This window comes from Spirillospora sp. NBC_01491 (genome assembly GCF_036227065.1).
Taxonomy (GTDB): domain Bacteria; phylum Actinomycetota; class Actinomycetes; order Streptosporangiales; family Streptosporangiaceae; genus Spirillospora; species Spirillospora xylanilytica.
This window is the reverse complement of record NZ_CP109432.1, coordinates 2,050,216-2,075,214: the sequence shown is the minus strand read 5'-3', so window position 1 is coordinate 2,075,214 and position 24,999 is coordinate 2,050,216. Positions and strand designations below refer to the sequence as shown.

The following is a 24,999-nucleotide window of genomic DNA, read 5'->3' as shown; positions in this document are numbered from 1 at the left end:
ATGTCAGGCGCCACCACGTCCACTTCGTCCACCGACACCGCTTCGTCCAGCGACACCGCGATCGCCGACCTGAGCGCGACCGAGCTCGCGGCGGCCTACCGCTCCGGGCGGCTCTCCCCGGTCGAGGCCGCCGAGGCCGTGTTCGAACGGATCGACCGGGCCGACCCCGCGGTGAACGCGTTCTGCCTGATCGACCCCGAGAGCGCGCTGACCGCCGCCGCCGCGTCCGCCGAGCGGTGGCGGCGCGGCGAGCCCCGCGGCGAGCTGGACGGCGTGCCCGTCTCGATCAAGGACGTGCTGATCACCCGCGACTGGCCCACCCTGCGCGGCTCCCGCTCGGTCGACCCCGCCGGGCCCTGGACCGAGGACGCGCCCTCGGTGGCGCGGCTGCGTGAGCAGGGCGCGGTCATGGTCGGCAAGACCACCACCCCCGAGTTCGCCTGGAAGGGCGTCACCGACAACCCCCTCGACGGCATCACCCGCAACCCCTGGGACCCCTCCCGCACGGCCGGCGGGTCCAGCGGCGGCGCCGCCGCGGCCGTCGCGGCGGGCATGGCGCCGCTGGCGCTCGGCACCGACGGCGGCGGCTCGGTGCGCATCCCCGCCTCGTTCACCGGCACGTTCACCCTTAAGCCGACCTACGGCCGGATCCCGCACTTCCCGGCGAGCCCGTTCGGCACGCTCGCGCACGTCGGCCCGATCACCCGGACGGTGGCCGACGCCGCGCTGCTCATGGACGTGGTCTGCGGCCACGACAGCCGCGACTGGTCGGCGCTCCCGCCGCCGCCCGGCTCCTTCGCCGCGGTGGACGTCGACGACCTGCGCGGGCTGCGCGTGGCGTTCAGCCCGACGCTCGGGTTCGCCTCGGTCGACCCGGAGGTCGCCGGGCCGGTCGCCGCCGCGGCGCGGGTCTTCGCCGACCTCGGCGCCGAGGTCGAGCTGGTCGACCCCGGGTTCGCCGACCCGGTCGCCGACTTCGAGACGCTGTGGTTCGCCGGCGCCGCCAAGGTGGTCGAGCACCTGACCGCCGCGCAGCGCGCCGAGCTCGACCCCGGGCTCCGGGAGATCTGCGAGCAGGGCGCCCGGTACTCGGCGAGCGACTACCTGGAGGCGACCGCCGGCCGGATGGAGCTCGGCCGGCTGATGGGCCGGTTCCACGACGAGTACGACCTGCTGCTCACCCCGACCATGCCGATCGCCGCGTTCGAGGCGGGCGTGGAGGTGCCGCCGGGGAGCGCCTCGCCGCGCTGGACGAGCTGGACCCCGTTCACCTACCCGTTCAACATGACCCAGCAGCCGGCGGCCAGCCTGCCCTGCGGCTTCACTCCGGCGGGGCTGCCGGTCGGCCTCCAGGTGGTCGGCCCGCGGCACTCCGACGCGCTGGTGCTGGCCGCGTGCCGGGCCTACGAGCGGGCCCGGCCGTGGCACGGCGCCCGTCCGGCGCTTCCCCGGACGTAGGGGCGCCGCCGTTGCGCGGGGTCCCCGGAGTGTCTAGTGTCCCGAACAAGCATCTGCTTGTCTTTCGGGAGGCCCCGTGCGCCGCGGCATCTACCTGCTCGAAGAGGTCGAGTTCCACCCGATGAACTCGCGCAGGCCGCTGGAGTACCTGCGCTGGCTCACCGCCTACAAGCAGGAGGACGACCGGCTCGCCGAGGGCGCGCACGAGCTGACCGAGGGACTGTCCATCAGGTCCCGCGACATCGACCTGGTGGGCGCCTTCTACGCGGTCGGCATCACCGGCCACCCGCAGTTCAAGGTGGTCACGCTCTGGGACTGCCACGGCGGCTGGGAGGGCGGCTGGCGGCAGATGCTGGAGATCTACGACGACGTCCAGCAGAACCTGTTCCTATCCGACATCGACGACCTGCGGCACGGCGCGTTCTCCCGCCCGCTCGGCGCGGCCCCCGGCGGCCCGGCCCTGGCGGACCTGGTCGCCGAGGGCTACGCCGCGCCGCTGTACCTGTTCGAGAGCGCCCAGGTCCGTCCCGGCGCCGCGCTCGACTACCTGGCCGCGGTGCGCGAGGAGCGGGCCCCGGTCCTCGCCGAGCACGGCCACCGGCTCGCGGGCGCCTACGAGGTGCAGTTCTGCGACACCGAGGTGGTCACGCTCTGGGGCACCGGCATCGACGCCCACCTCGGCCTCCAGCGGGCCCGCGACGCCGCCCTCGGCCTGGACGACGGGGTCGAGCCCGACCACCGCCTGCTGAGCTGGCGCAAACGAGCCCGCGAATACCTCGACGGCCCCTGGCGCGAGACCCTGCTCAGCCCCTACCCCGGGAGCAAGCTGGCGCCACGGTGACCGGCCGCCGGGGCCGCTCGCGGGCTACTCGAGCTCTTCGCGCCGGCGCTGCTCCCTGCGGAGGCGCTTCTCCTCGCGGCGGGCCTTGCGCTTCACACTGACGCCGCCCCAGAAGGAGAAGCCGGAGACGATCACCCGGGGGGCGCCGGCGGCGCCGGGGCCGCTGGCGTCGTGCTCGAAGCCGCCCATGATCCCGATGCCCGTGACGTGCACGGTGAGGTCCTCGGGGGCGATCACGTCGATGCCGCCCATGACGGCGAAGGCGCGGATCCGCACCTCGTTCTCGCTGAACCGGGCCTCGCGCAGGTCGATCTTGCCGCCGCCCCAGAAGGCGAAGGCGGTGAAGACCGCCGGGACGTTCCAGACGCCCTGCCGCTTGAACTCGGCCATGACGGCGACGCCGCTCTTCCATGAGGGGGCGTCGGGGACCGGGGCGAAGCCGGGCGCGCGGCCGGTGACGGGGACGGACGGGCCGGGGGAGCCGGCCGCCGGCAGGTCCCGGGTGACGGGCTCCAGGTCGGCGTAGGTCTTGGCGGCGTAGACCAGGTCCAAGCGCTCGTCGAGCTCCTCCAGCGTCAGCCGTCCGTCGCCCGCCGCGTCCCGCAGGATCTGCGCGACACGGTCACGGTCGGTGTCGGACGCGCGCATCTCGGGCGGGTTGGGGGAGTCCGCCCGATCGGGGAGGTTCGTCATGGACCGAGCCTAAGGCAGCCGGGGCGCGGCGGGGAGCCGCCGGTCCAGGTCGTCGCGGCGTGTCGCGGCCGGTACCGGCGGCGGGTCAGGCCCGGGGGCCGGCGGCCCGGTCGCGGCGCTCGTTCCAGGTGGCGATCTGGGTGCGCGAGTTGAACCCGAGCTTGGCCAGGATGTGCTCCACGTGCGAGTCGACGGTCCGCTTGGCGATGATCAGCCGTTCCGCGATCTCGCGGTTGGACAGGCCCTCGGCGACCAGCGCGGCGACCTGCCGCTCGCGGACGGTCAGCGGGTCGGCGGCGGGCGCGTCGGCCGCCCCGGGCGCGGCGTCGGACGCGGCCTCGCCGCGGGCGAGCGCGATCGCCTCGGCGACCGACAGGCCCGCGCCGCGCCGCTTGGCGTCCTCGAACGGCCGCCGCGGGAGCCGCCGCAGCACCGCCCGCTCGGACGTCGCGCGCCGCTGCATGTAGTGCGGCCCGTACTGGCCGGACGCGCCGAGCGTCCGCCACATCGTGTCGGTGGCGCCCAGCAGCATCGCCGCCCGCTCGTTCTCGCCGCCCACCACCGAGGCCGGGGTCAGCAGGTCGAGGGCGAGGGTGATGCCGAGCTGGTCGCCGAGCGACTCCTTGATGCGCAGGCAGGCCAGCAGGTCCTGGACGGCCTTGTCGTGCTCGCCGAGCCACCAGTGCGCCGCGCCCCGGGCGTAGAGCGCGAACGAGTGGTTCCAGCACTCTCCGGTCTCCTCACCGCCGCGGACGGTCTCCTGCGCGACGGCCAGGGCCTCGTCCTCGAGGCCCTGGAGCAGCAGCACCGTCGACAGGTGCGGCCCGGTGAGCAGCGCGAGGGGGTCGTTGTAGCCGATCTCGTCGAACGCGGCGCGGGCCTCCTCCAGATGCGCGCGCGCCTCGTCGAGGTGCCCCTCGAACAGGGCGATCAGGGCCTGCCCGTGCAGCGCGTGCGCCCGCAGCTCGTCGTCGCCGGCCTCCAGCGCGGCGGCGAACAGCGGCCGGGCGTAGTCGGGCTCGCCCTGCTGGACGGCGACCATCGCGGCGCCGTAGCCGACCACGGCGCGGTCGCGCGGGGAGGCGGAGGCGATCCCCAGCGCCCGCTCGTGCCAGCGCCGCGCCTCGGCGAACAGCCCCAGGCACATCCAGTAGTGCTGGAGGACGATGGTCAGGCGCAGGCCGGTGGCCTCCTCGTCGGGCGAGGACAGCGAGTACTCCAGCGCGACCCGCAGGTTGGCGTTCTCGTCGCGGAGCCTGATCAGCCAGCCGAGCTGGTCGGCGCCGAGCGCCGCGTTGCGGGCCTGCACGGCCAGGTCGAGGTAGTGGTCGCGGTGCAGGCGGCGCAGCGCCGGGCCCTCGCCGAGCTCGGCGAGCCGCTCGGCGCCGTACTCGCGGATGGTGTCGAGCATGCGGTAGCGGCGGCCGTCGCGCTCGCACAGCACGATCGACTTCTCCACCAGCCGGCCCAGCACCTCGAACAGCCCGTCGGCGGCGACCTCGTCACCGCCGCAGACGCCCTCGGCGGCGGTCAGGTCGAAGTCGCCGGGGAAGACCGAAAGCCGCGCCCACAGCGCCTGCTCGTCGGGGGTGCACAGCTCGTGGCTCCACTCGATCGCGGCGCGCAGCGTGCGGTGCCGGTCGCGGCCCGCGCGGCTGGTGCCGAGCAGCCGGAACCGGTCGTCGATCCGCGCCTCGAGCTGCTCGACCGACATGGTGCGCAGCCGCACCGCGGCCAGCTCGATCGCGAGCGGGATGCCGTCGAGCCGGCGGCACAGCCGGGTCACCGTGTCGCGGTTGTCGCCGCTGAGCGCGAAGCCGGGCGCCATCGCCTCGGCGCGGTCGGCGAACAGCGCCACCGCGTCGTCCTCGCCGGGGCCGCCGGAGACCGGCAGCGGCTGGATCATCAGGTTGTGCTCGCCCATCACGTCGAGCGGCTCGCGGCTGGTGGTCAGGATGCGCAGGCCGGGCGCGGCGCGCAGCAGCACCTCCGACAGCAGCGCGCACCCGTCGACGAGGTGCTCGCAGGTGTCCAGCAGCAGCAGCAGCCGCTTGTCGGCCAGATGGTCGGAGAGCCGGTCGAGCGGGGCCCCGGCCGTCTGGCCGGGGAGCTGGAGCGCGTCGGCGACGGTGCGCGGCAGCAGCTCGGGCTCGTGCAGCGCCGACAGCTCGACCAGCCACACCCCGTCGGCGAACGAGCGGCGCAGGTCGGTCGCCAGCCGCACCGCCAGCCGGGTCTTGCCGACCCCGCCGACCCCGGTGAGGGTCAGCAGCCGGGTGCGCGCCAGCACCTGCTTGGCCTCGGCGAGTTCGCGCCGCCGGCCGATGAACTTGGTCACCTCGGCCGGCAGGTTGCCCGCGCCCGCCTTCTCAGCCAGAACCGTCACGGCCACCTCGATCGGAACGTGGGGAGCGTACATATCGTATGCCGGAGTTCCGGTCGGGACAGGGGGCTCGCGGGCAACACCCTCAGCCGGCCGGCTCCAGCCGCACGACGACCGACTTCGACGTGGGGGTGTTGCTGACCTGGGCGGTGCTGTCGAGCGGGACCAGCACGTTGGTCTCGGGGAAGTACGCGGCGGCGCAGCCGCGCGCGGTCGCGTACGCGATGGTCCGGAATCGCTCGGCGCGTCGCTCCACCCCGTCGGACCACTCCGACACCAGGTCGACCATCGCGCCGTCCGCCAGCCCGAGCGCCTCCAGGTCGCCCGGATGGACGAAGACCACCCGGCGGCCCGCCTTGACGCCGCGATACCGGTCGTCCAGCCCGTAGATGGTGGTGTTGTACTGGTCGTGGCTGCGCACCGTCTGCAACAGCAGCCGGCCCTCCGGGACCCGCAGCACCTCGAGCGGGTTCGCCGTGAAGTTGGCCTTGCCCGTCGCGGTGGGGAACCTCCGCTCGTCGCGCGGCGCGTGCGGCAGCGTGAACCCGCCGGGCTCGCGCACCTTGGCGTTGTAGCCCTCGAACCCGGGCACGACCCGCGACACGTGGTCGCGGATCACGTCGTAGTCGCGCTCCATCGCGGCCCAGCCGATGGACGAGCCGGCCAGCGTGGCGCGGGCCAGCGCGCACACGATCGCGACCTCCGACCGCAGCCGCGGGGACGCCGGCGCGAGCCGTCCGCGCGAGGCGTGCACCATGCCCATCGAGTCCTCGACCGACACGAACTGCGCGCCGCCCGCCTGCACGTCGCGCTCGGTGCGGCCGAGCGCCGGCAGGATCAGCGCCTGCTCGCCGGTGACCGCGTGCGAGCGGTTGAGCTTGGTGGAGACCTGCGCGGTCAGCCGGCAGCCGCGCATCGCCGCCTCGGTCACCGCCGAGTCGGGGGTGGCGCGGACGAAGTTGCCGCCCATCGCGAAGAAGACCTTGGCCCGCCCGTCGCGCATGGCCCGGATCGCGTCGACGGTGTCGAGGCCGTGCTCGCGCGGCGGCTCGAACGCGAACTCCTCGGCCAGCGCGTCGAGGAAGGCGGGGGCGGGCTTCTCGTAGATGCCCATCGTGCGGTCGCCCTGCACGTTGGAGTGGCCGCGCACCGGGCAGACGCCCGCGCCGGGACGGCCGACGTTGCCGCGCAGCAGCAGGAAGTTGACCAGCTCGCGGATCGTCGGGACCGAGTTGCGGTGCTGGGTCAGCCCCATCGCCCAGCACACCACGATGCGGTCCGCGGCCAGCACGTCGCCGAGCGTCGCGGCGATCTCGCCGCGGGTCAGCCCGGTGGCCTCCAGCACCTCGTCCCAGTCGAGCGCCCGGACGTGCTCCTCGAACTCCGCGAACCCGGCGGTGTGCTCCTCGACGAAGGCGCGGTCGACCGCGCCGGGGGCGTCCGACTCCAGCAGCATCCGGTTGAGCGCCTGGAACAGCGCCAGGTCGCCGTTCAGCCGGATCTGGAGGAACCGGTCGGCGAGCCGGGTGCCCCGCCCGGCCAGCCCGCCGGGCCGCTGCGGGTTCTTGAACCGGATCAGTCCGGCCTCGGGCAGCGGGTTGACCGCGATGATCCGGGCGCCGGACTTCTTGGCGCGCTCCAGCGCGGACAGCATCCGCGGATGGTTGGTGCCGGGGTTCTGCCCGACGACGAAGATCAGGTCGGCCTGGTAGAGGTCGTCCAGCAGCACCGAGCCCTTGCCGACGCCGAGCGTCTCGGTCAGCGCCGACCCCGACGACTCGTGGCACATGTTGGAGCAGTCGGGCAGGTTGTTGGTGCCGAACGCGCGGACGAAGAGCTGGTAGGCGAACGCGGCCTCGTTGCTGGTGCGGCCCGAGGTGTAGAAGACCGCCTCGTCGGGGGAGCCGAGCGCGTTCAGCTCGGCGGCGACCAGCGCGACCGCCTCGTCCCACCCGACCGGCTCGTAGTGCTCGGACCCGGTCCGTTTGATCATCGGCTCGGTCAGCCGGCCCTGCTGCCCGAGCCAGTGGTCGGACCGCCCGGCCAGCTCCGCCACGGTGTGCCGGGCGAAGAACTCACGGGTGATCCGCCGGGTGGTGGCCTCCTCGGCGACGGCCTTCGCGCCGTTCTCGCAGAACTCGGCGACGTGCCGGTGGTCGCCCTCGGGCCAGGCGCAGCCGGGGCAGTCGAACCCCTTCTTCTGGTTGACCCGCAGCAGCGTCAGCGCGGTGCGGCGCACCCCCATCTGCTCGTAGGAGTCGCGCAGCGCCGCGGCGACCCCCGGGACGCCGGCCGCCCAGTCCTCGGGCGCGGTCACCTCCAGCGCGGCGTCGTCGAAGTCGTCCTGCGGCGCCTCACGGCTCATCACGCACATCCTCGGGGTCGGGGCGGGGCCTGGTCCCACTGTCGCACGTCGCGGGCGGCGCTCACGAGGTGCGGGCCGGCCGGCCGGTCCGCGTGGCGACCTGCGTGCGCGAGCTGACGCCGAGCTTGGCCAGGATGTGCTCCACGTGCGAGTCGACGGTCCGCTTGGCGATGATCAGCCGTTCCGCGATCTCGCGGTTGGACAGCCCCTCGGCGACCAGCTCGGCGACCTGCCGCTCGCGCCGGGTCAGCACCGTCACCGCCGACCCGGGCGGCGGCGGCAGGTCGGGCGCGCGGGCCGGGTCGAGGGCGAGGGCGATCGCCTCGCCGACCGGCAGGGCGCGGCCCGCGTCCTGCGCGGTGCGCAGCCGCTCGTCGCCGAGCGCCGCCCGCGCCGCGTCGACCCCGGCGTCGCGCAGCCCCGCGTAGTGCGGCCCGCGCTGGATCGGCGCGCGCAGCGCCTGCCACATCCCGGCGGTGGCGCCGGCGAGGACCGCGGCCCGCTCGTACTCGTCGCGGGAGACCGCGCACACCATCAGCAGGTCGAGGCACATCGTGGCGGCGACCTGGTCGTTGAACGCCTCCACGATCAGCAGGCTCTCGCGTGCGTCCCGGGCGGCGGCGTCGATCGCGCCGCCCAGGTAGTGCGTCGCGCCGCGCATCCACAGCGCGAACGCGCGGGCCCACTGCTCGCCGGTCGCCTCGCACGCCGCCAGCCCCTGCTCGCAGGCGCGCAGCGCGCCGTCCAGGTCACCGAGCAGGGCCAGCGCGGAACCGAGGTCGGTGTAGATCGTGAGGGCGTCCGGATCGCGGTGCCCGTCGCGCTCGTAGATCGCCTGCGTCTCGCGGTAGCACCCGAGCGCCTTCTCGATGTCGCCGGCGTAGAACGCCGAACGGCCGCGCTCGTGGACGGCGTGCGCCCACAGGTCGGCGTCGCCGAGCGTGCCGGCGGCCTCGGCGGCCTCGGCCAGCAGCGGCCCGGCGTCGGCCAGGTCGCCCTGGAGGACGGCGAACAGCCCCACCCCGTACGCCGTCCAGCCGCGTTCGGCGGTGACGCCCGTCGTGGCCGCCAGCACCCGCTGGCACCAGTCGCGCCCCTCGTTGAACTGGCCGGTGGAGTACCAGTAGTGCCGCAGCGAGGCGGCCAGCCGCAGGCCCGAGGACGCCTCGCCGGGGGTGTTCAGCGTCCACTCCAGCGCCGCCCGCAGGTTGGGGACCTCGGCGCGCAGCCTGCGGGCCCAGCCGAGCTGGGCGCCGCTGAGCCGCGCCTCGGCGGCGCGTTCGGACAGCGCGGCGTAGTGCCGGTGGTGCCGCCGCGCGTGTCCGTCGCGCCCGCCGGACTGCTCGAGGAGCTCGGCGCCGAACTCGCGGATGGTGTCGAGCATCCGGTAGCGGCCCCGCGTCCGCTCGTACCGCACCACCGACTTCTCGACCAGCCGCGTCAGCACGTCGAGCAGGTCGTGGGCGGGCACCGTGGGGTCGAGCGCCGTGGTGTCGAGCACCGTGGCGTCGGGCACCGTGCCGTCGGGCACCGTGCCGTCGGGGGCGTCGTCGGCGGGAGGGACGGGGGCGTCGGCGCAGACCTGCTCGGCGGCCTCCAGGTCGAAGTCGCCGGGGAACACCGACAGCCGCGCCCACAGCGCCTGCTCGGCGGGGGTGCACAGCTCGTGGCTCCAGGCGATGGCGGCGTGCAGCGTCTGGTGCCGGTACTGGCTGGTGCGGGCCGTGCCGAGCAGCCGGAACCGGTCGTCCAGCCGCTGGTCGAGCTGCTCGATCGACATCACCCGCAGCCGGACGGCCGCCAGCTCGATCGCGAGCGGGATGCCGTCGAGCCGGTGGCACAGCCGCGCCACCGCCCGCCGGTTGCCGGGGGTCAGCGCGAAGCCGGGCTTCATCGCCGCGGCCCGCTCGGCGAACAGCCGCATCGCGTCGCCGTCGGCTTCGCCGTCGGAATCCCCGGTGCCGGTGTCGGTGCCGGCGTCTGTGCCGGCGTCTGTGGGGGCGTCCTCGGGGGCGGGAGCGGGGGCGGGGAGCGGCGACACCATGATCGTGTGCTCGCCGATCACGTCGAGCGGTTCGCGGCTGGTGACGATGATCCGCAGCCGGGGCGCGGCGCGGGCCAGCACCTCGGCGAGCGTCGCGCAGGCGTCGATGAGGTGCTCGCAGGTGTCCAGCACCAGCAGCAGGTGCCGGTCGGCGAGATGGTCGGCGAGCAGGTCGAGCGGGTCGCCGGAGTAGCCGCCGGGCAGCCGCAGCGCGTCGCCCACCGCGCGGGCCAGCGGGCCCGGCTCGCGCAGCGCCGACAGCTCGACCAGCCACACCCCGTCGGCGAACCGGCCGCCGAGGTCGGCGGCGGTGCGCAGCGCGAGGCGGGTCTTGCCGACCCCGCCGACCCCGCACAGCGTCACCAGCCGGGACCGTTCGAGCGCGGCCTTCACCTCGGCCAGGTCCTGGCGCCGCCCGATGAAGCTGCTCACCTCGGCGGGCAGGTTGCCCGCGGGGCGGGCATCGGGGGAACCCGCCGCCAGTGATGTCGTCATGGCCACCTCGGGGTCGGGGGCCCGCGGACGCCAGGTCCGCGGGCGGGATTCTCTGAATCGTACGCTCCGGAGTGGCTTTGTTGCGGCGTGTGCTCGCAGCGGGTCAGTCTTTGCCGCGACGCTCGGCCCAGACGGCGATCTGGATGCGGGAGGCGAAGCCGAGCTTGGCCAGGATGTGCTCGACGTGCGAGTCCGCGGTCCGCTTGGCGATGCCGAGCCGCTCGGCGATCTCCCGGTTCGGCAGCCCCTCCGCCACCAGCCCGGCGACCTCGGCCTCGCGCCTGGTCAGCGTGCTCTGCGCGCCGTCCCCGCGGGCGTCGCGGTCCGCGCCGTCCGCGCCGTCCGGGCCCGCGACCGGCCCGGTGCCGCGGGCCAGCGCGATGACCCGCTCGACCGGGAGGTCCCGGCCGCGCGCCCTGACCTCCTCGTACCGCTCGGGGGCCAGGCCCTGGCGGCATCCCTTCTCGACGCCCTCCCGGATGGCCAGGTACCGGGGGCCGAGCTGGATCGGGGCGCCCAGGGTCTCCCACAGCGCCCCGGCGGCCCCGACCAGCAGGCCGGCCCGGTCGAAGTCGCCGCGCGACATCGCGCACGCGCTGAGCAGGTCGACGCTGATCGTGATGCCGAACAGGTCGCCGAACGCCTCCTTGACGCTCAGCGCGTCGAGCGCGTCGCGGTGCGCCCGCTCGATGTCGCCGCGCATCCAGTGAGCGCCGCCCCGGACGTACAGGGTGAACGACAGGCTCCACTGGTCGCCGCGCTCCCGGGACAGCGCCAGCCCCTCCTCGGCGGACGCCAGCGCGCGGTCGATGTCGCCCGCGAACAGGTGGGCGGACGCGAGCAGCATGTGGTTGCCCATCGCGTACGGGTCGCGGTAGCCGATCCCGTTGAAGATCGCGCGGGCCCGCTCGTGGAGGGCGATGGCCTCCCGCAGGTCGTCGGCGTACAGGGCGAGCCGGGCGCGGGTCTCCAGGACGTGGGCTTCGAGCTCGGGGTCCCCGGCGGCGAGGTGCTGCGCCTCGTCCAGGAGCGGCCGGGCCGTGGCGAGGTCGCCCTGGAGGACGGCGAACAGGGCGTCGGCGTGGCACGGCCAGCCGCGTTCGGCCATGGGGGGCGGGCAGGCGGCGAGCGCCCGGTCGTACCAGTGCCTGGCCTCGCCGAACAGGCCGAGCGCCAGCCAGTAGGTTTGCAGGCCGGCCAGGAGCCGCAGCGCGTCCGGTTCCGACCCCGGCGTGGACAGGGCGTGGTCGAGGGCGACCCGCAGGTTGGCGTTCTCGGCCCGCAGCCGCCGCAGCTCCGGGATCTGCCGGGCGCCCGCCGCCGCCGTCATCGCCCGCCGCGCCAGCGCGAAGTAGTGGTCGCGGTGGCGCAGCCGCAGGGCGTCGCGCTCGCCCAGGCCGTCGAGGTGCTCGGCGCCGTAGTCGCGGATCGTGTCGAGCATCCGGTAGCGGCGCCCGCCGTCCTCGCACAGGACGATCGACTTCTCGACGAGCCGGCCGAGCACGTCGAACAGGTCGGCGGCGGGCAGGTCGCCGCCGGCGCAGACGTGCTCGGCGGCCTTGAGGTCGAAGTCGCCGGGGAACACCGACAGCCGCGCCCACAGCGCCCGCTCGGCGGGGGTGCACAGCTCGTGGCTCCAGCCCACGGCGGCGCGCAGCGTCTGGTGCCGGTCGCGTCCCGCCCGGCTGGTGCCGAGGAGCCGGAACCGGTCGCCGAGCCGCGCGTCGATCTGCTCCACCGACATCACCCGCAGCCGCACCGCGGCCAGCTCGATCGCCAGCGGCAGGCCCTCCAGCCTGCTGCACAGCCGGGCCACCGCCTCCCTGTTGTCCGACGTCAGCGCGAAGCCGGGGACCATGGCCTCGGCGCGGTCGGCGAACAGCCGGACCGATTCGCAGTCGGCGTCGGTCCCGCTGCGCTCCTCGCCCGCGCGTCCGGCGCCCGGCCGTCCGGCGGTGGTGCGCTGGACGGTGTCGAGCGGCGGGACGAGCAGGGTGTGCTCGCCGGTGACGTCGAGCGGCTCCCGGCTGGTCGCCAGCACGCACAGCCGCGGCGCCGCGTGCAGCAGCTCCCCGACCAGCGGCGCGCAGGCGTCCACCAGGTGCTCGCACGTGTCGAGCACCAGCAGCAGGTGCCGGTCGGCGAGCCGTCCGGCCAGCAGGTCCAGCGGATCGCCGGCGGTCTGATCCGGCAGCCGCAGCGCCGCGGCGACGGTGCGGGCGAGCAGCTCGGGCTTGCGCAGCGCCGACAGCTCGACGAACAGCGCCCCGTCGGCGAAGGTGTCGCGCATCCGGGTGGCGGCGCGCAGCGCGAGCCGGGTCTTGCCGACCCCGCCGACGCCGACCAGCGTCACCAGCCGCGAGCGGCCGAGCGCCTCCTCGATCACCATCAGCTCGCGCCGCCGGCCGACGAACCGGCTCACCTCGGCGGGGAGCGCGGCCGGCCGGGGACGCGCCGCACGGTCGGACATGGGCCGCCCTGGGAAGATCTTTATTTGGACGCCCGCAGCCTAACCCCGCGCGGCACGGCGGCAGGGCCGATCACGATCAACTTTCGCGCGGCTGTCAGGTTCCGGTCACCGGTCCGGTCCGGTGGGTGCCGGGAGGAGGCTCGGACGGGGTTCGGATGCGGTTCTGGACGCGGTTCCGGGCGGTCCGGATCAGGTGCCGGCGAGGGCCGCCACGACCGGGGTGAACGCCTCCAGGTCCGTCTCGTGGTGCAGCACGTAGTAGGACAGCCCGAGCTCGTCCCGCCAGCCGCGCAGCCGGTCGGCGATCTCGCCGGGCCCGCCGGTGAGGACCTGCGGGGTGTCGGCCTGCGCGGCCGGGTCGGCGGCGCTCCACGCGGCGGTCGCGCCGCCCGGCCCGAGCCGCAGGATCGAGGTGCCGAGCTCGAGGGAGCCGAACCGGTCGCCGGCCGCGTCCCGGACGATGCCGACCTTGCGGCGGAACGCGCCGGGGCCGCCGTCGGCGGTATCGGGGCCCGACCCGTCCGCCCGCACCCGCATGGTCAGGTTGACGATGTCGGCCTCGCGCGCGGCCAGCCGCAGCATCCGCGCGCCGCCTGCGCCCAGCATCAGCGGCGGCCCTGGGCGCTGGACGGGGAGGGGGAGCTGCTCCAGGCCGTCGAGGTGGTAGTGCTCGCCCGCGTGGGTGACCGGACCGCCCCGCCACAGGCTCTTGATGACCTCGATCGCCTCGGCGAGCCGGTCGATCCGCGCGCCCGGCGGGTCGAGGCGCAGGCCGGCGGCGTCGTAGTCGGCGGCCATCCAGCCGGTGCCGAGGCCGAACTCCAGCCGCCCGTCCGACAGCACGTCCACGGTCGCGGCCTCCTTGGCGAGGACGGCGGGGTGCCGGTAGTCGTTGGCGAGGACCAGCGTGCCGATCTTCAGCCGGGAGGTGGCGCAGGCCGCCGCGGTCATCGCCGCGACCGGCGCGAAGCGCGGGCCGGTCAGGTGGTCGGGGACGAGCAGCGCGCCGAAGCCGGAGTCCTCCAGGCGGCGCGCCCGCTCGGCCCACTCCCGGGCCGAGCCCGCCATCCGGATCACCGCGGCGAAGCGGAACGGTCGCATGCGGGGCAGTGTATACCAAGCGCTTGCTCGTCAATCGCCCCGGCGTTACCGTCACGGCCATGGGTGATTCGGCGCTCGGCCCGCCTGACAGGGCCCCCGTACGCGACGTGACCGACGACGAGATCGACCGCTTCCGCGCGCGGGGCTGGGCCAGGCTGCCGGGGCTGGTCGGCGCGGGCTACGTCGCCGACCTGAGGGACCGCGCCCTGGACCGGCTCGGAGAACGGCGCGAGCGGTTCCGGAACGGCTTCGTCGACGAGGCGTTCGGGCAGGACCGCGACATCGCCCGGCACGACGAGGCGTTCGCCGCGCTCGCGCTGTCGCCGCCGCTGGCCCGCAACGTCCGCCGCCTGCTCACCGGCGTCGACGCCGTCCGGCTCCAGGTCACCAACCTGCTGGTCAAGGAGCCCGCCGCCGCCGGCGGGCACGGCGCCACGGTGTTCCACCAGGACTTCCCGTGGATGCCGATGGACCGATCGTCGATGCTGACCGTCTGGCTGGCCCTGGGCGACGTCCCCGCCGACATGGGCGGGCTCCGCTTCTACGAGGGCTCGCACCGGTACGGGCCGCTCGGCCGCAGCTTCGTCCGGGAGGACGACGACGCGCTCAGCCAGCATCCGTGGCTGGAGACCCTGGAGCTCTCCGCGCCGTTCGACCTGGCCGCGGGCGACGCGACCGTCCACCACAGCCTGGTGGTGCACGGCGCCCCGGCCAACCGCCGCGACCTGCCGAGGCTGTCGTTCACCGCGACCTACTTCGACGCCGCCGCCCTCTACACCGGCGCCCCGTACGGCCAGACCGACGGCCTCGGGCTCACCGTGAACGAACCGTTCGAGCACCCGCGCTTCCCGGTGGTGGCGTCGTGATCGAGACCGTCGGCGGGCCGGTGGAGGGGCCCGGCGTCACGCTGATGCACGAGCACGTCTTCGGCCTCAGCCCGGAGATCCTGTGGAACTGGCCCGACATCCCCGAGGGCTGGGACCTGGAGCGGCGCGCGGCCGAGGCGGCCGGCAAGCTGAACGCGCTCAAGGCCGCCGGGGTCGACACGATCGTCGACCTCACCGTCATCGGCCTCGGCCGCTACGTCCCCGCCGTCCAGCGCGTCGCCGAGCTCACCGATCTCGCCATCGTCGCCTCCACCGGGCTCTACACCTACGACGCGCTGCCCGCCTACTTCGGCAACCGCGGCCCCGGCAGCCTGTTCGGCGGGCCCGACCGGCTCGCCGAGTTCTTCGTCCGCGACATCACCGAGGGCATCGGCCGCACCGGCGTCAAGGCGGGCATGCTCAAATGCGCCACCGGCCGCCAGGGCATCACCCCCGGCGTCGAGCGGGTGATCCGCGCGGTTGCCCGCGCGCACCGCGAGACCGGCGTGCCGATCACCACGCACAGCGAGTCGTCCACCCGCAACGGCCTGGACCAGCAGCGCCTCCTCGCGCGCGAGGGCGTCGACCTCTCCCGCGTCGTCATCGGCCACGCGGGCGACTCCACCGACCTGGCCTACCTGGAGGAGCTGCTCGCCAACGGGTCCTACCTCGGGATGGACCGGTTCGGCATCGAGTTCACCTCCTTCGAGGACCGCGTCGCCACCGTCGCCGCGCTGTGCAAGCGCGGCCACGCCGACCGCATGGTGCTGTCGCACGACTCGTACTGCTTCAACGACCGCTTCGATCCCGCCGTGGTCGGGGAGCGGCACCCGAACTACCACCTGCTGCACATCTCCCGGGACGTCCTGCCCGCGCTGCGCGCCGCCGGCGTCACCCAGGACCAGATCGACCGGATGCTGATCGGCAACCCCGGCCGCATCCTCACCGGAGGCCGCACGTGACCACCCCAGAGACCGCGACGGACTTCGACGTCACCTCCGACTGGCACGTGGCGAACCCCTACCCGTTCCTGCGCCGCCTCCGGCACGGGGCACCGGTCTTCTGGAGCGACCACCTCGGCATGCGCGTGCTGACCCGCCACGACGACGTCCGCGCCGCCTACCGCGACCACGCCACGTTCTCCAGCATCGGGTCGCTCACGATCTCCCGCACCCTCACCCCCGAGGTCAAGGACACCCTCGGCGAGCACCGCTCGTTCCTGGACGACTTCGCGGCCAACGTCGACCCGCCCAAGCACACCAGGATGCGCCGCGCGATCTCCCGCGCGTTCACCCCGCGCGCGGTCGCCGGCCTCGGCGACCGGTTCCGCGGCCACATGGACGCCGTCCTGGACGGCGTGCTCCCGGCCGGCCGCGCCGACTTCGTCGCCGAGATCGCCCACCTGCCCTCGGCCCGCCTCGCCGCCGCCTTCATCGGCGTCCCGCCCGAGGACGAGGAGCGCGTCAAGCACTGGGTGCTGGCGTGGTTCCAGCTCTTCCTGTCGCCGCAGCCACCGGACCGCCAGCGCGAGCTGGCCCAGGACTTCCTGAAGTACCTCGACTACGTCGACCGCCTGGTCACCGAGCGGCGCGCCGCGCCCCGCGGCGACTTCGTCTCCCTGATGGCCGAGCTGATCGGCACCGGCCCGGACGGGCTGTCGCACCGCGAGGTCGTCGAGACCATCAGCGCCCTCCTGCTCGGCGGCAACGACACCGTCCCGAACGGGCTGTCCAACGCCGTCCACCGCCTGCTCCGCGAGCCCGGCGGCTGGGAGGAGATCGTCGCCGATCCCGCCCTCGTCCCCGGGATGATCGAGGAGACCCTCCGCATCGACGGCGCCAGCCTGGGCAGCTTCCGCACCACCACCGCCGACGTCGCCCTGCACGGAGTCACCATCCCCGCCGGCGTCCAGGTCCTCCTGCACGCCGATTCCGCCGGGCACGACGAGACGGTCTTCCCCGATCCCGAGCGCTTCGACGTCCGCCGCCCGAACGCCCGCGACCACATGGTCTTCGGCTACGGCGTCCACCACTGCGTCGGCGCCGCCCTCAGCCGGCTCAAGCTGGAGATCGCCTTCGAGCGCCTCACCGCCCGCCTCCCCGCCCTCCGCCTGGTCCCCGGCACCGAGACCACCTACCGCAAGAGCCTCGTGGGCCGCGGCCTCACCACCCTCCCGGTCGAATGGCCCACCCCCTAACGTCGAATTCCTGCTGCTGGGCGAGGCGTCGTGAGGGCTACTGGGGCGGGCCGTCGGCGAGGACGACGGGGGTCGTGCGGCGCAGGCCGTCCCGGCCGGTCCAGCCGACCCGGACGGTGTCGCCCGGGTGGCGGGCCAGGAGCAGTTCGGTGAGGCGGGCGGGGGAGTCGACGGGCTGATCGTCCAGCGAGACGATGGTCGTGCCGACGCGCAGGCCCGCCGGCTCGGCGGGGGTGCCGGGCAGGAGGCCCGAGACGGACGCGCCGTTCGTGCGGGCGCCGGACGGGGCCACGGCGGTGCGGACCTCGACGCCGAGCATCGCGGTGCGGCCGATGTGGACGGTCGCGGACGCCTCGCCGCGCTGGATCTGGCGGGCGATCGCGAGGGCCCGCGCCGCCGGGATGGCGTAGCCGCGGTGGGGGGAGCTCTGCGGGTCGCCCCGCCGCTTCACCTGGACGCCGGCCGACGCGGCGGTGTTCATGCCGATGACCTGGCCGGAGGTGTTGAGCAGCGGGCCGCCGGAGTCGCCGGGCCTGATCGCGGCGTCGGTCTCGATGAGGCCGGTGAGCCGCTCGGAGCTGCCGTTGACCTCGTCGGTGGCGACGATCGACTGGCCGAGGGAGGTCACTTTGCCCGTGACGGCCGCCGGGGTGCCGCCCTTGCCGCCCGCGTTGCCGACGCCGGTGACGATGTCGCCGATGACCGGCTCGGGGGCGCCGAACCGGGCGGTCTTGAGGCGGGCCGCGCCCTCCAGCCTGATCAGCGCGACGTCGCCGGACCGGTCGTAGCCGAGCACCCGCGCGGGATAGGCGCGCCTGTTGTCGGTGTCGGTGCCGCGCAGGGTCGTCGCGCCCTGGATGACATGGTTGTTGGTCAGGACCAGCCCGGTGGGGTCGATCACGATGCCGGTGCCCGCGGCCAGCGTGCTGCGGTAGCTCTGCTCGGCCTCGAGGTTGACCACGCCCGGCCTGCGCCCGCTCGGTTTCTGCGGACGGGTCGGCGCCGCGCTCTCCGGGGCCGCCTGCCGCACCTCGTCCGGCTCCCCCTCCAGCAGCGGCGGCACGAGCAGGAGGCCGAGCGCCACGGCGAGGCAGGTCAGGATGGCCAAGCCGAAGGCCGGGCCGGAACGGCGCCCTTCCTCGGGGAATCGGTCCACGCTCGTTCCTCCTCCGCCCTACCCTGGCGGTGCCCGGAATAAGGCGCTACTACACCATGAACGCTTCTTTGAAGCCATACGCTCTGGTGCGGCGGGGGCGATCAAGCGGGGCCGAAGTAGCGTCCCGGATTCTCGACCAGCATCTGGTCGAGCTGCCCGTCGGTGACGCCCCGCTCGCGCAGGGCGGGCAGGACGTCCTCGCTGATGTGCCGGTAGTTCCAGTGCGGCGCCATGGCGGCCAGCGTGGCCGGATCGGGCCCGAACCAGTCGATGTGGCAGCTCGCGTCGTGGCTGAGCACCATCCGGTCGGCGTAGCCGCGCTCGCAGAGCGCGGCGACGGTGCCGACCCGGTCGGCGGTCGGGTTGAGCACGTCGAGGCCGAACCGGTCCATGCCGAGGATCGCGCCGGTGTCGGCGAGCCCCATCAGGTAGTCGAGGTCGTTGCTGTCGCCGGCGTGCCCGATCACGACCCGGGACAGGTCGGCGCCCTCGGCCGCGAGCACGTCCAGGACGGGCCGCCCGGTCTGCGTGGACGCCTCGGTGTGCACGGTGATCGGCGCGCCGGTCGCGCGGTGCGCGGCGGCGACCGCCCGCAGGATCCGCTCGACCCCCGGGACGAGGCCGGGCGCGTCCACGGCGCACTTGAGGAGGGCGGCCTTGACGCCGGTGTCGGCGATGCCCTCGGTGAGGTCGCGGACGAAGTCGTCGACCATCGGCTCCGGGCCGCCCAGCAGGGTGCCGGGGCCGCGGTGCAGGAACTGGAGCGGCACGTCGTGGTAGGTGTAGATGCCGGTCGCGACGATGATGTTGAGCTCGGGGACCAGCTCGGCGATCCGCGCGATCCGCGGGATGTAGCGGCCGAGTCCCCACACCGTCGGGTCGACGATGGTGGAGATGCCCCGGCCGGCGAGGTCGCGGAGCTGGCGGACGGCGTCGGCGACCCGCTCGTCCTCGTCCCACCAGGCGCCGGCCCCGTAGTTGTCGACGTTCTCGGGGCTGAGGACGAACACGTGCTCGTGCATGAACGTCCGCCCGAGGGCGCTGACGTCGACGGGGCCGCGAACGGTCTCCACTGTGGTCATCGGAACTCCTCCGCACATACCGGCTGGTCGGTCTCTGGCAAGCTTGATCCCGGGACGCGGGCGTCAAGGGGGAAGGGACGGGGAATGACCGACGTCGAGGGGGCCGGGCGGCGGGTCCGGCAGAGCCCGGTCGAGCGGCGCATCCTGGACGCGGCGGTGCGGCTGTTCGCCGAGCGCGGCTTCGACGGCACCTCGGTGCAGGGCGTGGTGGAGGCGGCGCGGGTCACCAAGGGCGCGCTGTACCACTACTTCGGCTCCAAGGACGATCTCCTCTACGAGATCTACCGTCCGCTGATCGCCCGGCGGCTCGCCGACCTCGACCGCGTCCTCGCCGAGGGACTGCCGCCGGCCGAGACCGTGCGGGCGGTGCTGGCCGGGCTGATCCTCACCACCGCCGGGCACATCGACGAGGCCAAGGTGTTCACCCGCGAGATGCACCGCCTCGACCAGCGGCGGATGCACGCCGTCCGGGCCGACTGGCGCCGCTACCACGTGCTGTTCCGCGGCCTGATCGAGGACGGGCAGGCGCGCGGGGTGTTCTCCGCGGCGGCCACCGCCGAGACCGCCACGATCGTCGCGCTCGGCATGGTCGACCAGATGCCCCGCTGGTACCGGCCGGACGGCCGGGCGACCGCCGAGGCCCTCGCCGCCGAGGTCTCGGAGTTCGTCCTGGCGGCCCTGAAGCCGTAGCACGCGGGCCGCTCAGCGGCGGGTCTGCACGGACAGGGCGGCGTCGCGGACCATCGCGCGGCCCCGCTCGGCCTCGGCCGGGGTGCAGAACGCGGCCGGCCGGCCGTCCGACCGCCGCCCGGGGCCGGACGCCGCGGGGGCCATCCCGATTCTGATGATCACCATCAGACCGTACGGTCCGTCAGTTCGCGGGCACAACCCTCTGCCGCGCGGCGAACGCGGTGCTGGCCGTGGCGAGCACCGCGAACACGGCGATGGTCAGCGCCATCGGCAGCGCCGTGCCCGATCCGCCGATCCCGGCCAGCGGGCCCACCGCGCCGCCCAGCGCGAACTGGGTCAGGCCGAGCAGCGCCGACGCGCTGCCGGCCACCCGGGGCGGGCGTCCCGACAGGGCGAGCGCCGTCGCGTTCGGCATCACCAGGCCCTGCCCGGCCACGACGAGGAACAGCGCGGGCAGCACCCCGGGCGCCCCGGCCCCGGTGAGCACCGCGACCAGCAGCCCGACGCCGCCGGCGGTGACGATCGCGAGCCCGGCGCCGAGCAGCCGGCGCAGCGGGACCCGGCCCGCCAGCCGCCCGCTGACCTGCCCGGCGGCCACGATCCCGATCGAGTTGACGCCGAACACCAGGCTGAACTCCTGCGGCGACAGGCCGTACAGGTCCTGGAGCACGAACGGCGACCCGGAGACGTAGGTGAACAGCGCGGCGAACGACAGCCCGAGGGCCCCCGCGTAGCCGACGAAGGCCCGGTCGGCGAGCAGCGCGCGGAACGTCGCCGCCGTCGCGCGGGCCCCGCCGGTCTCGCGCCGTTCGGGCGGCAGCGTCTCGCGCAGCCCGAGCAGCGCGGCGAGCAGCAGCGCCACGCCGATGCCGGACAGCACGGCGAAGACCCCCGGCCACGGCATGAGGCGCAGGAGCTGCCCGCCGAACACCGGCGCGAGGATCGGTGCCAGCCCGTTCACCAGCATCAGGGTGGAGAAGAACTTGGCCGCCGCGACCCCGTCGTACAGGTCCCGGACGATGGCGCGGGCGATCACGATCCCGGCGGCGCCCGCGGCGCCCTGCACCAGCCGCAGCGCGATGAGCGCCTCCACGGTGGGCGCCGCGACGCACAGCAGCGACACCGCGCAGTAGGCGGCCAGCCCGATCAGCAGCGGTCGGCGGCGGCCGAACGCGTCGCTCAGCGGGCCCGCGACGGCCTGCCCGACGGCGAGGCCGATCACGCAGGCGGTCAGCGTGAGCTGGGCCTGCACCGCGCCGGTCGACAGGTCGGTGGTGAGCGAGGGCAGCGCCGGCAGGTACATGTCGATCGACAGGGGCGCGATGGCGGTCAGCGAGCCCAGGATGAGGATCATCCAGAGCCGCCGGCCGGGCACGGCGCCCGGTGCGGGATCGGGAGGCGGGGCCGGCTGGGGCATGGGGGGTCTCCGTACGTGGCGAAGCGCACCGCCGCGAGGGGGCCGTGCGGCGGTGCGCTGCTCGTCTCCGGGCGGGCCGGACGGACAGCTCAGATGGTGGTGACGACCTGGTCGTAGTCCAGGCGGGGGTTGCGCGGGAGCCAGGCGTCCGGGCCGGGCCTGCCGATGTTCACCACGGCCACGACGTCCTGGCCGCCGTCCGGCAGGAACTCCTTCTTGATCCCTTCGGCGTCGAACCCGGACATCGGCCCGGCGGCCAGCCCGGCGGCGCGGATCCCGACGATGAGGTAGCCGAGCTGGATGGAGGCGTTGAAGCGGGCCATCGCGGCGCGGCCGGGGTTGGCGGCCATCTGCTCGCGGGCGTCCGGCTTGTGCGGGAAGACCGTCGGCAGGTGCTCGTGGAAGCCGGAGTCGGCGGTGACGACGAGCACCAGCGGGGCGGTCGCGGTCTTGGCCCGGTTGCCCTCGTTCATCAGCGGGACGAGCCGTTCGCGCGCCTCGGGGCTGCGCACCGCGAGCAGCCGCAGCGGCTGGGTGTTCATCGCGGTCGGGCCCCACTTGACCAGCTCGTGGATCGCGCGGACCTGCGCGTCGGAGACCGGCTCGTCGGTGAAGGCGTTGGCGGTGCGCGCCTCGCGGAACAGCAGGTCCTGGGTCGCCGGGTCCAGCGCGAGCACGTCCTCGGGTGCCGTCGCGGTCATCTCGTCGCCTCTCGCTCGGGAACGGGACCGCTGACCGGTCCCCAGGGCTGCAACGAGATGACGGTCCGTTATCTGCCTCGTCAGGAAGTGCTATATGTCACAGTATCCGCAGGTCAGTACGGGAGCCGTCCGGCGGCGGCGGCGAGCGCGCCGGTCAGGGTCGCGACGGTGACCGCCGAGAGCCCGGCGAGCACCGCCCAGCGCCCCACCTGGTAGCCGGCCGGGACGCGCTCGGAGTCGCGGCCCCGCACCGGCCAGGGCGCGCGGAGCGGTGCGGTGCCCGGAACATCCGGCCCGTCGGACGGCCCGATGCCCGGCGGCGCGCCGGACGGCGTGCCGTCCGGCGGCTCGGCGGTGCCGGGCGGCGCGGCGGGCCCGTCGGCGTTCCCGGCCAGGCCCGACACCCAGCCGAGCAGGCCGGCGACCTCGGCGGGCTCGGTGGCCAGGCCCGAGCCGAAGTACCGCACCTGGACGGCGACCTGGTCCAGGGTGCGGACGGTGTTGCCGAGCCCGACCCGGTCGAGCCAGCCGCGCAGGCCGCCGTCGGTGGCGAGGCACCGCCCGATCCCGGTGCGCTCCAGCAGGTCGGTCTTGGTGACGACCACCGCGATCCGCTTCTGCCGTCCCCGGTCGGCGCGGGAGCGCAACTCGTTCAGCACCCGCTGGAGGGTGTCGGCCGGGTCCTCCTCCGACGACACCGCGGCCTGGTCGACGAGCCGCCGCTCCTCGGCGGTGAGCGCCCGCCGCACCTGCGGCAGCGCGAACGGGTCGAGGACGAACACCAGCGCCTCCCCGTGGTCGAGGTAGCGCAGCGACTCCACCTCGGTCGCGCCCGTGTAGTGCTCGCCCGCCGGGTCGAACAGGTAGAGGATCCGCCGGGCCCGCCCGGGCAGGTCGACGTCGACCATGGTGGCCAGCGGCAGTTCCGGCCCGGTCTTGGCGGGCCGCCCGCCGCGCTGGAACTCGCGGATCGCGCCCGCGTACGCCTGCGCGTGCCGCCGCTCGACGAACGCCAGCCGGCCGCCCACCGCCCGTGCGCGGGAGTGCAGCGCCCGGATGCCGAGCACCATGAAGGTGGTCTTGCCCGCCGCCGGGCCGCCCACGAACGGCAGCGGCTCGACCCGGACCCGCCCGATCCGCTCGGGCAGCCGCCCGCCGCAGTGCGGGCAGTACGCGGCCAGCCGGAACCGGCCGAGCGGCACCGTCGTCGGCAGCCGCGCCCCGCAACGGCACACGTGCCGGAACGCGCCGGCCGGGCCGGGGGACAGCCGCGCGTGCCGGGCGCCGCATCCGGGGCACTCGTACACCGGCAGTCCGATCCGCTCGTAGCAGAACGGGTGCGGGCAGGTCTGGAGGATCCGCCCGTACGCCATGAAGACCCGCTCGACGGCGGCCAGCACCAGCACGCACGCCAGCCACGCGGCCAGCCCGACCGCGGCGACCAGCCCGTACAGGACGGTCAGCGCGCCGCCGAGCACGGCCGCGGGCAGTGCCGCGGCGGCGATCCCGGCGCACAGCGCCAGCCACACCGGGAAGGCGAAGAACCCCCAGAGGCCGCCGAGCAGCGTCCGGGTCAGCGTGACCACGATCTCGTGCGCGGTGCGCCAGACCCGCGGCACCACCGTGCGGGTGATCGTCCACCAGTCCCGCCAGACCTGGGTGAGCAGGTAGTGCCGGTAGGCCACCTCGGGCGGGTCGACCGGCGAGGGCCCCGCGAGGGTGGACGGGGCCAGGGTGCGGCAGGCGTGCAGGTAGTACAGGCCGAGCGCGGCGACGCCCGCGACGACCAGCGTGGCCGGGAACAGCACCGGGAACACCACCGCGAACCCGAGCCACATGGTGCCGAGCCACACGGCGATCAGGACGGCGGCCACGACGGGATGCACCGGTCACCTCCCCCGCCCGGGCTCGTCCCGGGCCTCGGCGATCAGGGCGCCCAGGGCCGCGCGCAGCGCCGGGGCGGCGCCCGCGGGCGGGGCGCCCCGCACGAGGTCGCGCCACACCCACCCGGGGATCGCGGCGCCGTGCCCGGCCAGCAGCCCGGCCACCGCGTCCTCCTCGGTTGTTGTCAGCGGGGCGCCGCCACGGCACAGCGCCAGCAGCGCCGCCGCCCGGTCGAGCCCGCCGAGATCGAGCCCTTCTCCATCAGGGCCTCCATCAGGGCCTCCGCCGGGGCGGGAGGCGCTGAGCAGCGCAAGTTCGCCGAGTGCGTCGAGCCCGGCGAAGTCGCGGTCGCGCCAGCAGTCCGCGACCGTCCGTGCGAACCGCCGGGGGGTGCCGCCGTCCGGGGCGGTCAGCGAGTCGACCAGGAACGCGCCGGTGGCGTGGTGCCGTCCGGCCGCCCACACATCGGGGGTGGTGCCCACCAGCCGCTGCGCCGCGCCGTCCGGGTCGGCGCTGTAGGTGAGGAACGACAGCCGGGCCGCCACCGCGACCGGCAGCGAGTACGACACCACCGCGATCCAGCGGGCGATCAGCTCGCCGTCGGCCGACACCAGCACCACCCGGCCGTGCCCCCGGCCGAGCACCCCGGCGACCGCGCCGACCAGGCGGGCGAGCATGGCGTGGCCGGACGCGCCGGACGCCGCCAGCCACCCGGCCAGCGCCTCGGGCGCCAGCGCCGCGTCCGGCGTCAGCTCCTCGATCTCCGGGAGGTCGGCGTCCGGCGCCGGCAGGTCGGCCCACAGCGGCGAGCGCCACAGCTCGGCCGGGCGCAGCCCCTCCAGCTCGTCCGGCTCGGCCACGACCGCGTGGCCGAGGAAGTTGCCGAACCGGCCCGAGTAGTCGCGGCCGAGGTAGCGGCAGCGCAGCAGCAGGGGCCGCCCGCCCACCCGGTCGTACAGCAGCGCCACCGGGAACCGGTCGATCTCGGCGTCGCCGGGGGCCGGCGGCGCGTCCGGCGGCGGACGGTACGACAGGTGCGGCGTCACCGCGGCCCGCGCCCCGTCCGGCAGGCCCGGCGTCTGCGCGACGAACTGGAATCCGGCCCGGCCGGTGGGGCCGCGCCGCGCCGAGGTGTAGTGGAGCTGCCAGGCCACGG

19 protein-coding genes are annotated in these 24,999 nt (G+C 75.0%); 6 read left to right on the top strand and 13 right to left on the bottom strand.

What is annotated here, in order from left to right:
- Positions 1–1,458: an amidase gene (locus OHA34_RS09880; RefSeq protein WP_285940800.1), complete on the top strand. Its 1,458-nt coding sequence runs from the start codon at positions 1–3 to the stop codon at positions 1,456–1,458.
- A gap of 76 nt (positions 1,459–1,534) precedes the next feature.
- Positions 1,535–2,299, top strand: a complete 765-nt coding sequence (locus OHA34_RS09875) for a hypothetical protein (protein WP_285940799.1) — start codon at positions 1,535–1,537, stop codon at positions 2,297–2,299.
- Positions 2,300–2,323: 24 nt separating this feature from the next.
- Here the strand turns inward: OHA34_RS09875 and OHA34_RS09870 are convergent, their stop codons facing one another.
- From OHA34_RS09870 to OHA34_RS09845, 6 genes are all read right to left on the bottom strand, one after another.
- On the bottom strand, positions 2,324–2,992 hold the full coding sequence (locus OHA34_RS09870; RefSeq protein ID WP_285940798.1) for a DUF1707 domain-containing protein: 669 nt from the start codon (positions 2,990–2,992) through the stop codon (positions 2,324–2,326).
- An 85-nt stretch (positions 2,993–3,077) separates the two neighbouring features.
- Positions 3,078–5,378: an ATP-binding protein gene (locus tag OHA34_RS09865; RefSeq protein WP_329521423.1), complete on the bottom strand. Its 2,301-nt coding sequence runs from the start codon at positions 5,376–5,378 to the stop codon at positions 3,078–3,080.
- Positions 5,379–5,460: 82 nt separating this feature from the next.
- The gene (locus tag OHA34_RS09860; RefSeq protein ID WP_329521422.1) at positions 5,461–7,740 is read right to left on the bottom strand and encodes an FdhF/YdeP family oxidoreductase; all 2,280 of its coding nucleotides are present in this window, start codon (positions 7,738–7,740) and stop codon (positions 5,461–5,463) included.
- Between the two features lie 61 nt (positions 7,741–7,801).
- Positions 7,802–10,279, bottom strand: a complete 2,478-nt coding sequence (locus tag OHA34_RS09855) for an ATP-binding protein (RefSeq protein WP_329521421.1) — start codon at positions 10,277–10,279, stop codon at positions 7,802–7,804.
- A gap of 103 nt (positions 10,280–10,382) precedes the next feature.
- Complete coding sequence (locus OHA34_RS09850; RefSeq protein ID WP_329521420.1) at positions 10,383–12,749, bottom strand: LuxR C-terminal-related transcriptional regulator; 2,367 nt, start codon at positions 12,747–12,749, stop codon at positions 10,383–10,385.
- Between the two features lie 189 nt (positions 12,750–12,938).
- Entirely contained in the window at positions 12,939–13,850 is a 912-nt protein-coding gene (locus tag OHA34_RS09845) for a TIGR03621 family F420-dependent LLM class oxidoreductase (protein ID WP_329521419.1), read from the bottom strand.
- Between the two features lie 59 nt (positions 13,851–13,909).
- Here OHA34_RS09845 and OHA34_RS09840 point away from each other — a divergent pair, with 59 nt between their 5' ends.
- The 3 genes from OHA34_RS09840 to OHA34_RS09830 are packed head-to-tail and all read left to right on the top strand — an operon-like array spanning position 13,910 to position 16,913.
- Entirely contained in the window at positions 13,910–14,716 is an 807-nt protein-coding gene (locus OHA34_RS09840) for a phytanoyl-CoA dioxygenase family protein (protein ID WP_285940792.1), read from the top strand.
- Positions 14,713–15,678 (top strand): phosphotriesterase family protein, encoded by a 966-nt coding sequence (locus tag OHA34_RS09835; RefSeq protein WP_329521418.1) that lies wholly within the window; start codon positions 14,713–14,715, stop codon positions 15,676–15,678. The genes OHA34_RS09840 and OHA34_RS09835 overlap by 4 nt, the downstream gene beginning before the upstream one ends.
- The gene (locus OHA34_RS09830) at positions 15,675–16,913 is read left to right on the top strand and encodes a cytochrome P450 (protein ID WP_285940791.1); all 1,239 of its coding nucleotides are present in this window, start codon (positions 15,675–15,677) and stop codon (positions 16,911–16,913) included. Before OHA34_RS09835 ends, OHA34_RS09830 begins: the two co-directional genes overlap by 4 nt.
- Before the next feature lie 37 nt (positions 16,914–16,950).
- On the opposite strand, the gene OHA34_RS09825 is transcribed toward OHA34_RS09830, so the two are convergent.
- Positions 16,951–18,069 (bottom strand): S1C family serine protease, encoded by a 1,119-nt coding sequence (locus OHA34_RS09825; RefSeq protein ID WP_285940790.1) that lies wholly within the window; start codon positions 18,067–18,069, stop codon positions 16,951–16,953.
- Between the two features lie 101 nt (positions 18,070–18,170).
- The gene (locus OHA34_RS09820) at positions 18,171–19,151 is read right to left on the bottom strand and encodes a phosphotriesterase family protein (RefSeq protein ID WP_285940789.1); all 981 of its coding nucleotides are present in this window, start codon (positions 19,149–19,151) and stop codon (positions 18,171–18,173) included.
- An 84-nt stretch (positions 19,152–19,235) separates the two neighbouring features.
- On the opposite strand from OHA34_RS09820, the gene OHA34_RS09815 reads away from it, so the two are divergent.
- A complete protein-coding gene (locus OHA34_RS09815) occupies positions 19,236–19,841 on the top strand; it encodes a TetR/AcrR family transcriptional regulator (protein WP_329521417.1) in 606 nt (201 codons plus the stop codon).
- 12 nt (positions 19,842–19,853) lie between these two features.
- Here OHA34_RS09815 and OHA34_RS09810 read toward each other — a convergent pair whose 3' ends face one another.
- From OHA34_RS09810 to OHA34_RS09790, 5 genes are all read right to left on the bottom strand, one after another.
- Complete coding sequence (locus OHA34_RS09810) at positions 19,854–20,006, bottom strand: hypothetical protein (protein WP_329521416.1); 153 nt, start codon at positions 20,004–20,006, stop codon at positions 19,854–19,856.
- Between the two features lie 16 nt (positions 20,007–20,022).
- Positions 20,023–21,258 (bottom strand): multidrug effflux MFS transporter, encoded by a 1,236-nt coding sequence (locus OHA34_RS09805; RefSeq protein ID WP_329521415.1) that lies wholly within the window; start codon positions 21,256–21,258, stop codon positions 20,023–20,025.
- 89 nt (positions 21,259–21,347) lie between these two features.
- Complete coding sequence (locus OHA34_RS09800) at positions 21,348–21,959, bottom strand: malonic semialdehyde reductase (RefSeq protein WP_285940785.1); 612 nt, start codon at positions 21,957–21,959, stop codon at positions 21,348–21,350.
- Between the two features lie 113 nt (positions 21,960–22,072).
- Positions 22,073–23,845, bottom strand: coding sequence for a TRAFAC clade GTPase domain-containing protein (locus tag OHA34_RS09795; RefSeq protein WP_329521414.1), 1,773 nt, complete (start codon positions 23,843–23,845; stop codon positions 22,073–22,075).
- Between the two features lie 3 nt (positions 23,846–23,848).
- Positions 23,849–24,997 (bottom strand): GAP1-N2 domain-containing protein, encoded by a 1,149-nt coding sequence (locus OHA34_RS09790; protein ID WP_329521413.1) that lies wholly within the window; start codon positions 24,995–24,997, stop codon positions 23,849–23,851.
- Between the last annotated feature and the right edge of the window lie 2 nt (positions 24,998–24,999).

Bases quoted from the DNA above. Each gene is read 5' to 3' on its own strand.
- OHA34_RS09805 (WP_329521415.1), bottom strand. From the start codon at position 21,258: ATGCCCCAGCCGGCCCCGCCTCCCGATCCCGCACCGGGCGCCGTGCCC.
- OHA34_RS09845 (WP_329521419.1), bottom strand. From the start codon at position 13,850: ATGCGACCGTTCCGCTTCGCCGCGGTGATCCGGATGGCGGGCTCGGCC.
- OHA34_RS09880 (WP_285940800.1), top strand. From the start codon at position 1: ATGTCAGGCGCCACCACGTCCACTTCGTCCACCGACACCGCTTCGTCC.
- OHA34_RS09800 (WP_285940785.1), bottom strand. From the start codon at position 21,959: ATGACCGCGACGGCACCCGAGGACGTGCTCGCGCTGGACCCGGCGACC.
- OHA34_RS09850 (WP_329521420.1), bottom strand. From the start codon at position 12,749: ATGTCCGACCGTGCGGCGCGTCCCCGGCCGGCCGCGCTCCCCGCCGAG.
- OHA34_RS09860 (WP_329521422.1), bottom strand. From the start codon at position 7,740: ATGAGCCGTGAGGCGCCGCAGGACGACTTCGACGACGCCGCGCTGGAG.
- OHA34_RS09810 (WP_329521416.1), bottom strand. From the start codon at position 20,006: ATGGTGATCATCAGAATCGGGATGGCCCCCGCGGCGTCCGGCCCCGGG.
- OHA34_RS09840 (WP_285940792.1), top strand. From the start codon at position 13,910: ATGGGTGATTCGGCGCTCGGCCCGCCTGACAGGGCCCCCGTACGCGAC.
- OHA34_RS09820 (WP_285940789.1), bottom strand. From the start codon at position 19,151: ATGACCACAGTGGAGACCGTTCGCGGCCCCGTCGACGTCAGCGCCCTC.
- OHA34_RS09870 (WP_285940798.1), bottom strand. From the start codon at position 2,992: ATGACGAACCTCCCCGATCGGGCGGACTCCCCCAACCCGCCCGAGATG.
- OHA34_RS09815 (WP_329521417.1), top strand. From the start codon at position 19,236: ATGACCGACGTCGAGGGGGCCGGGCGGCGGGTCCGGCAGAGCCCGGTC.
- OHA34_RS09855 (WP_329521421.1), bottom strand. From the start codon at position 10,279: ATGACGACATCACTGGCGGCGGGTTCCCCCGATGCCCGCCCCGCGGGC.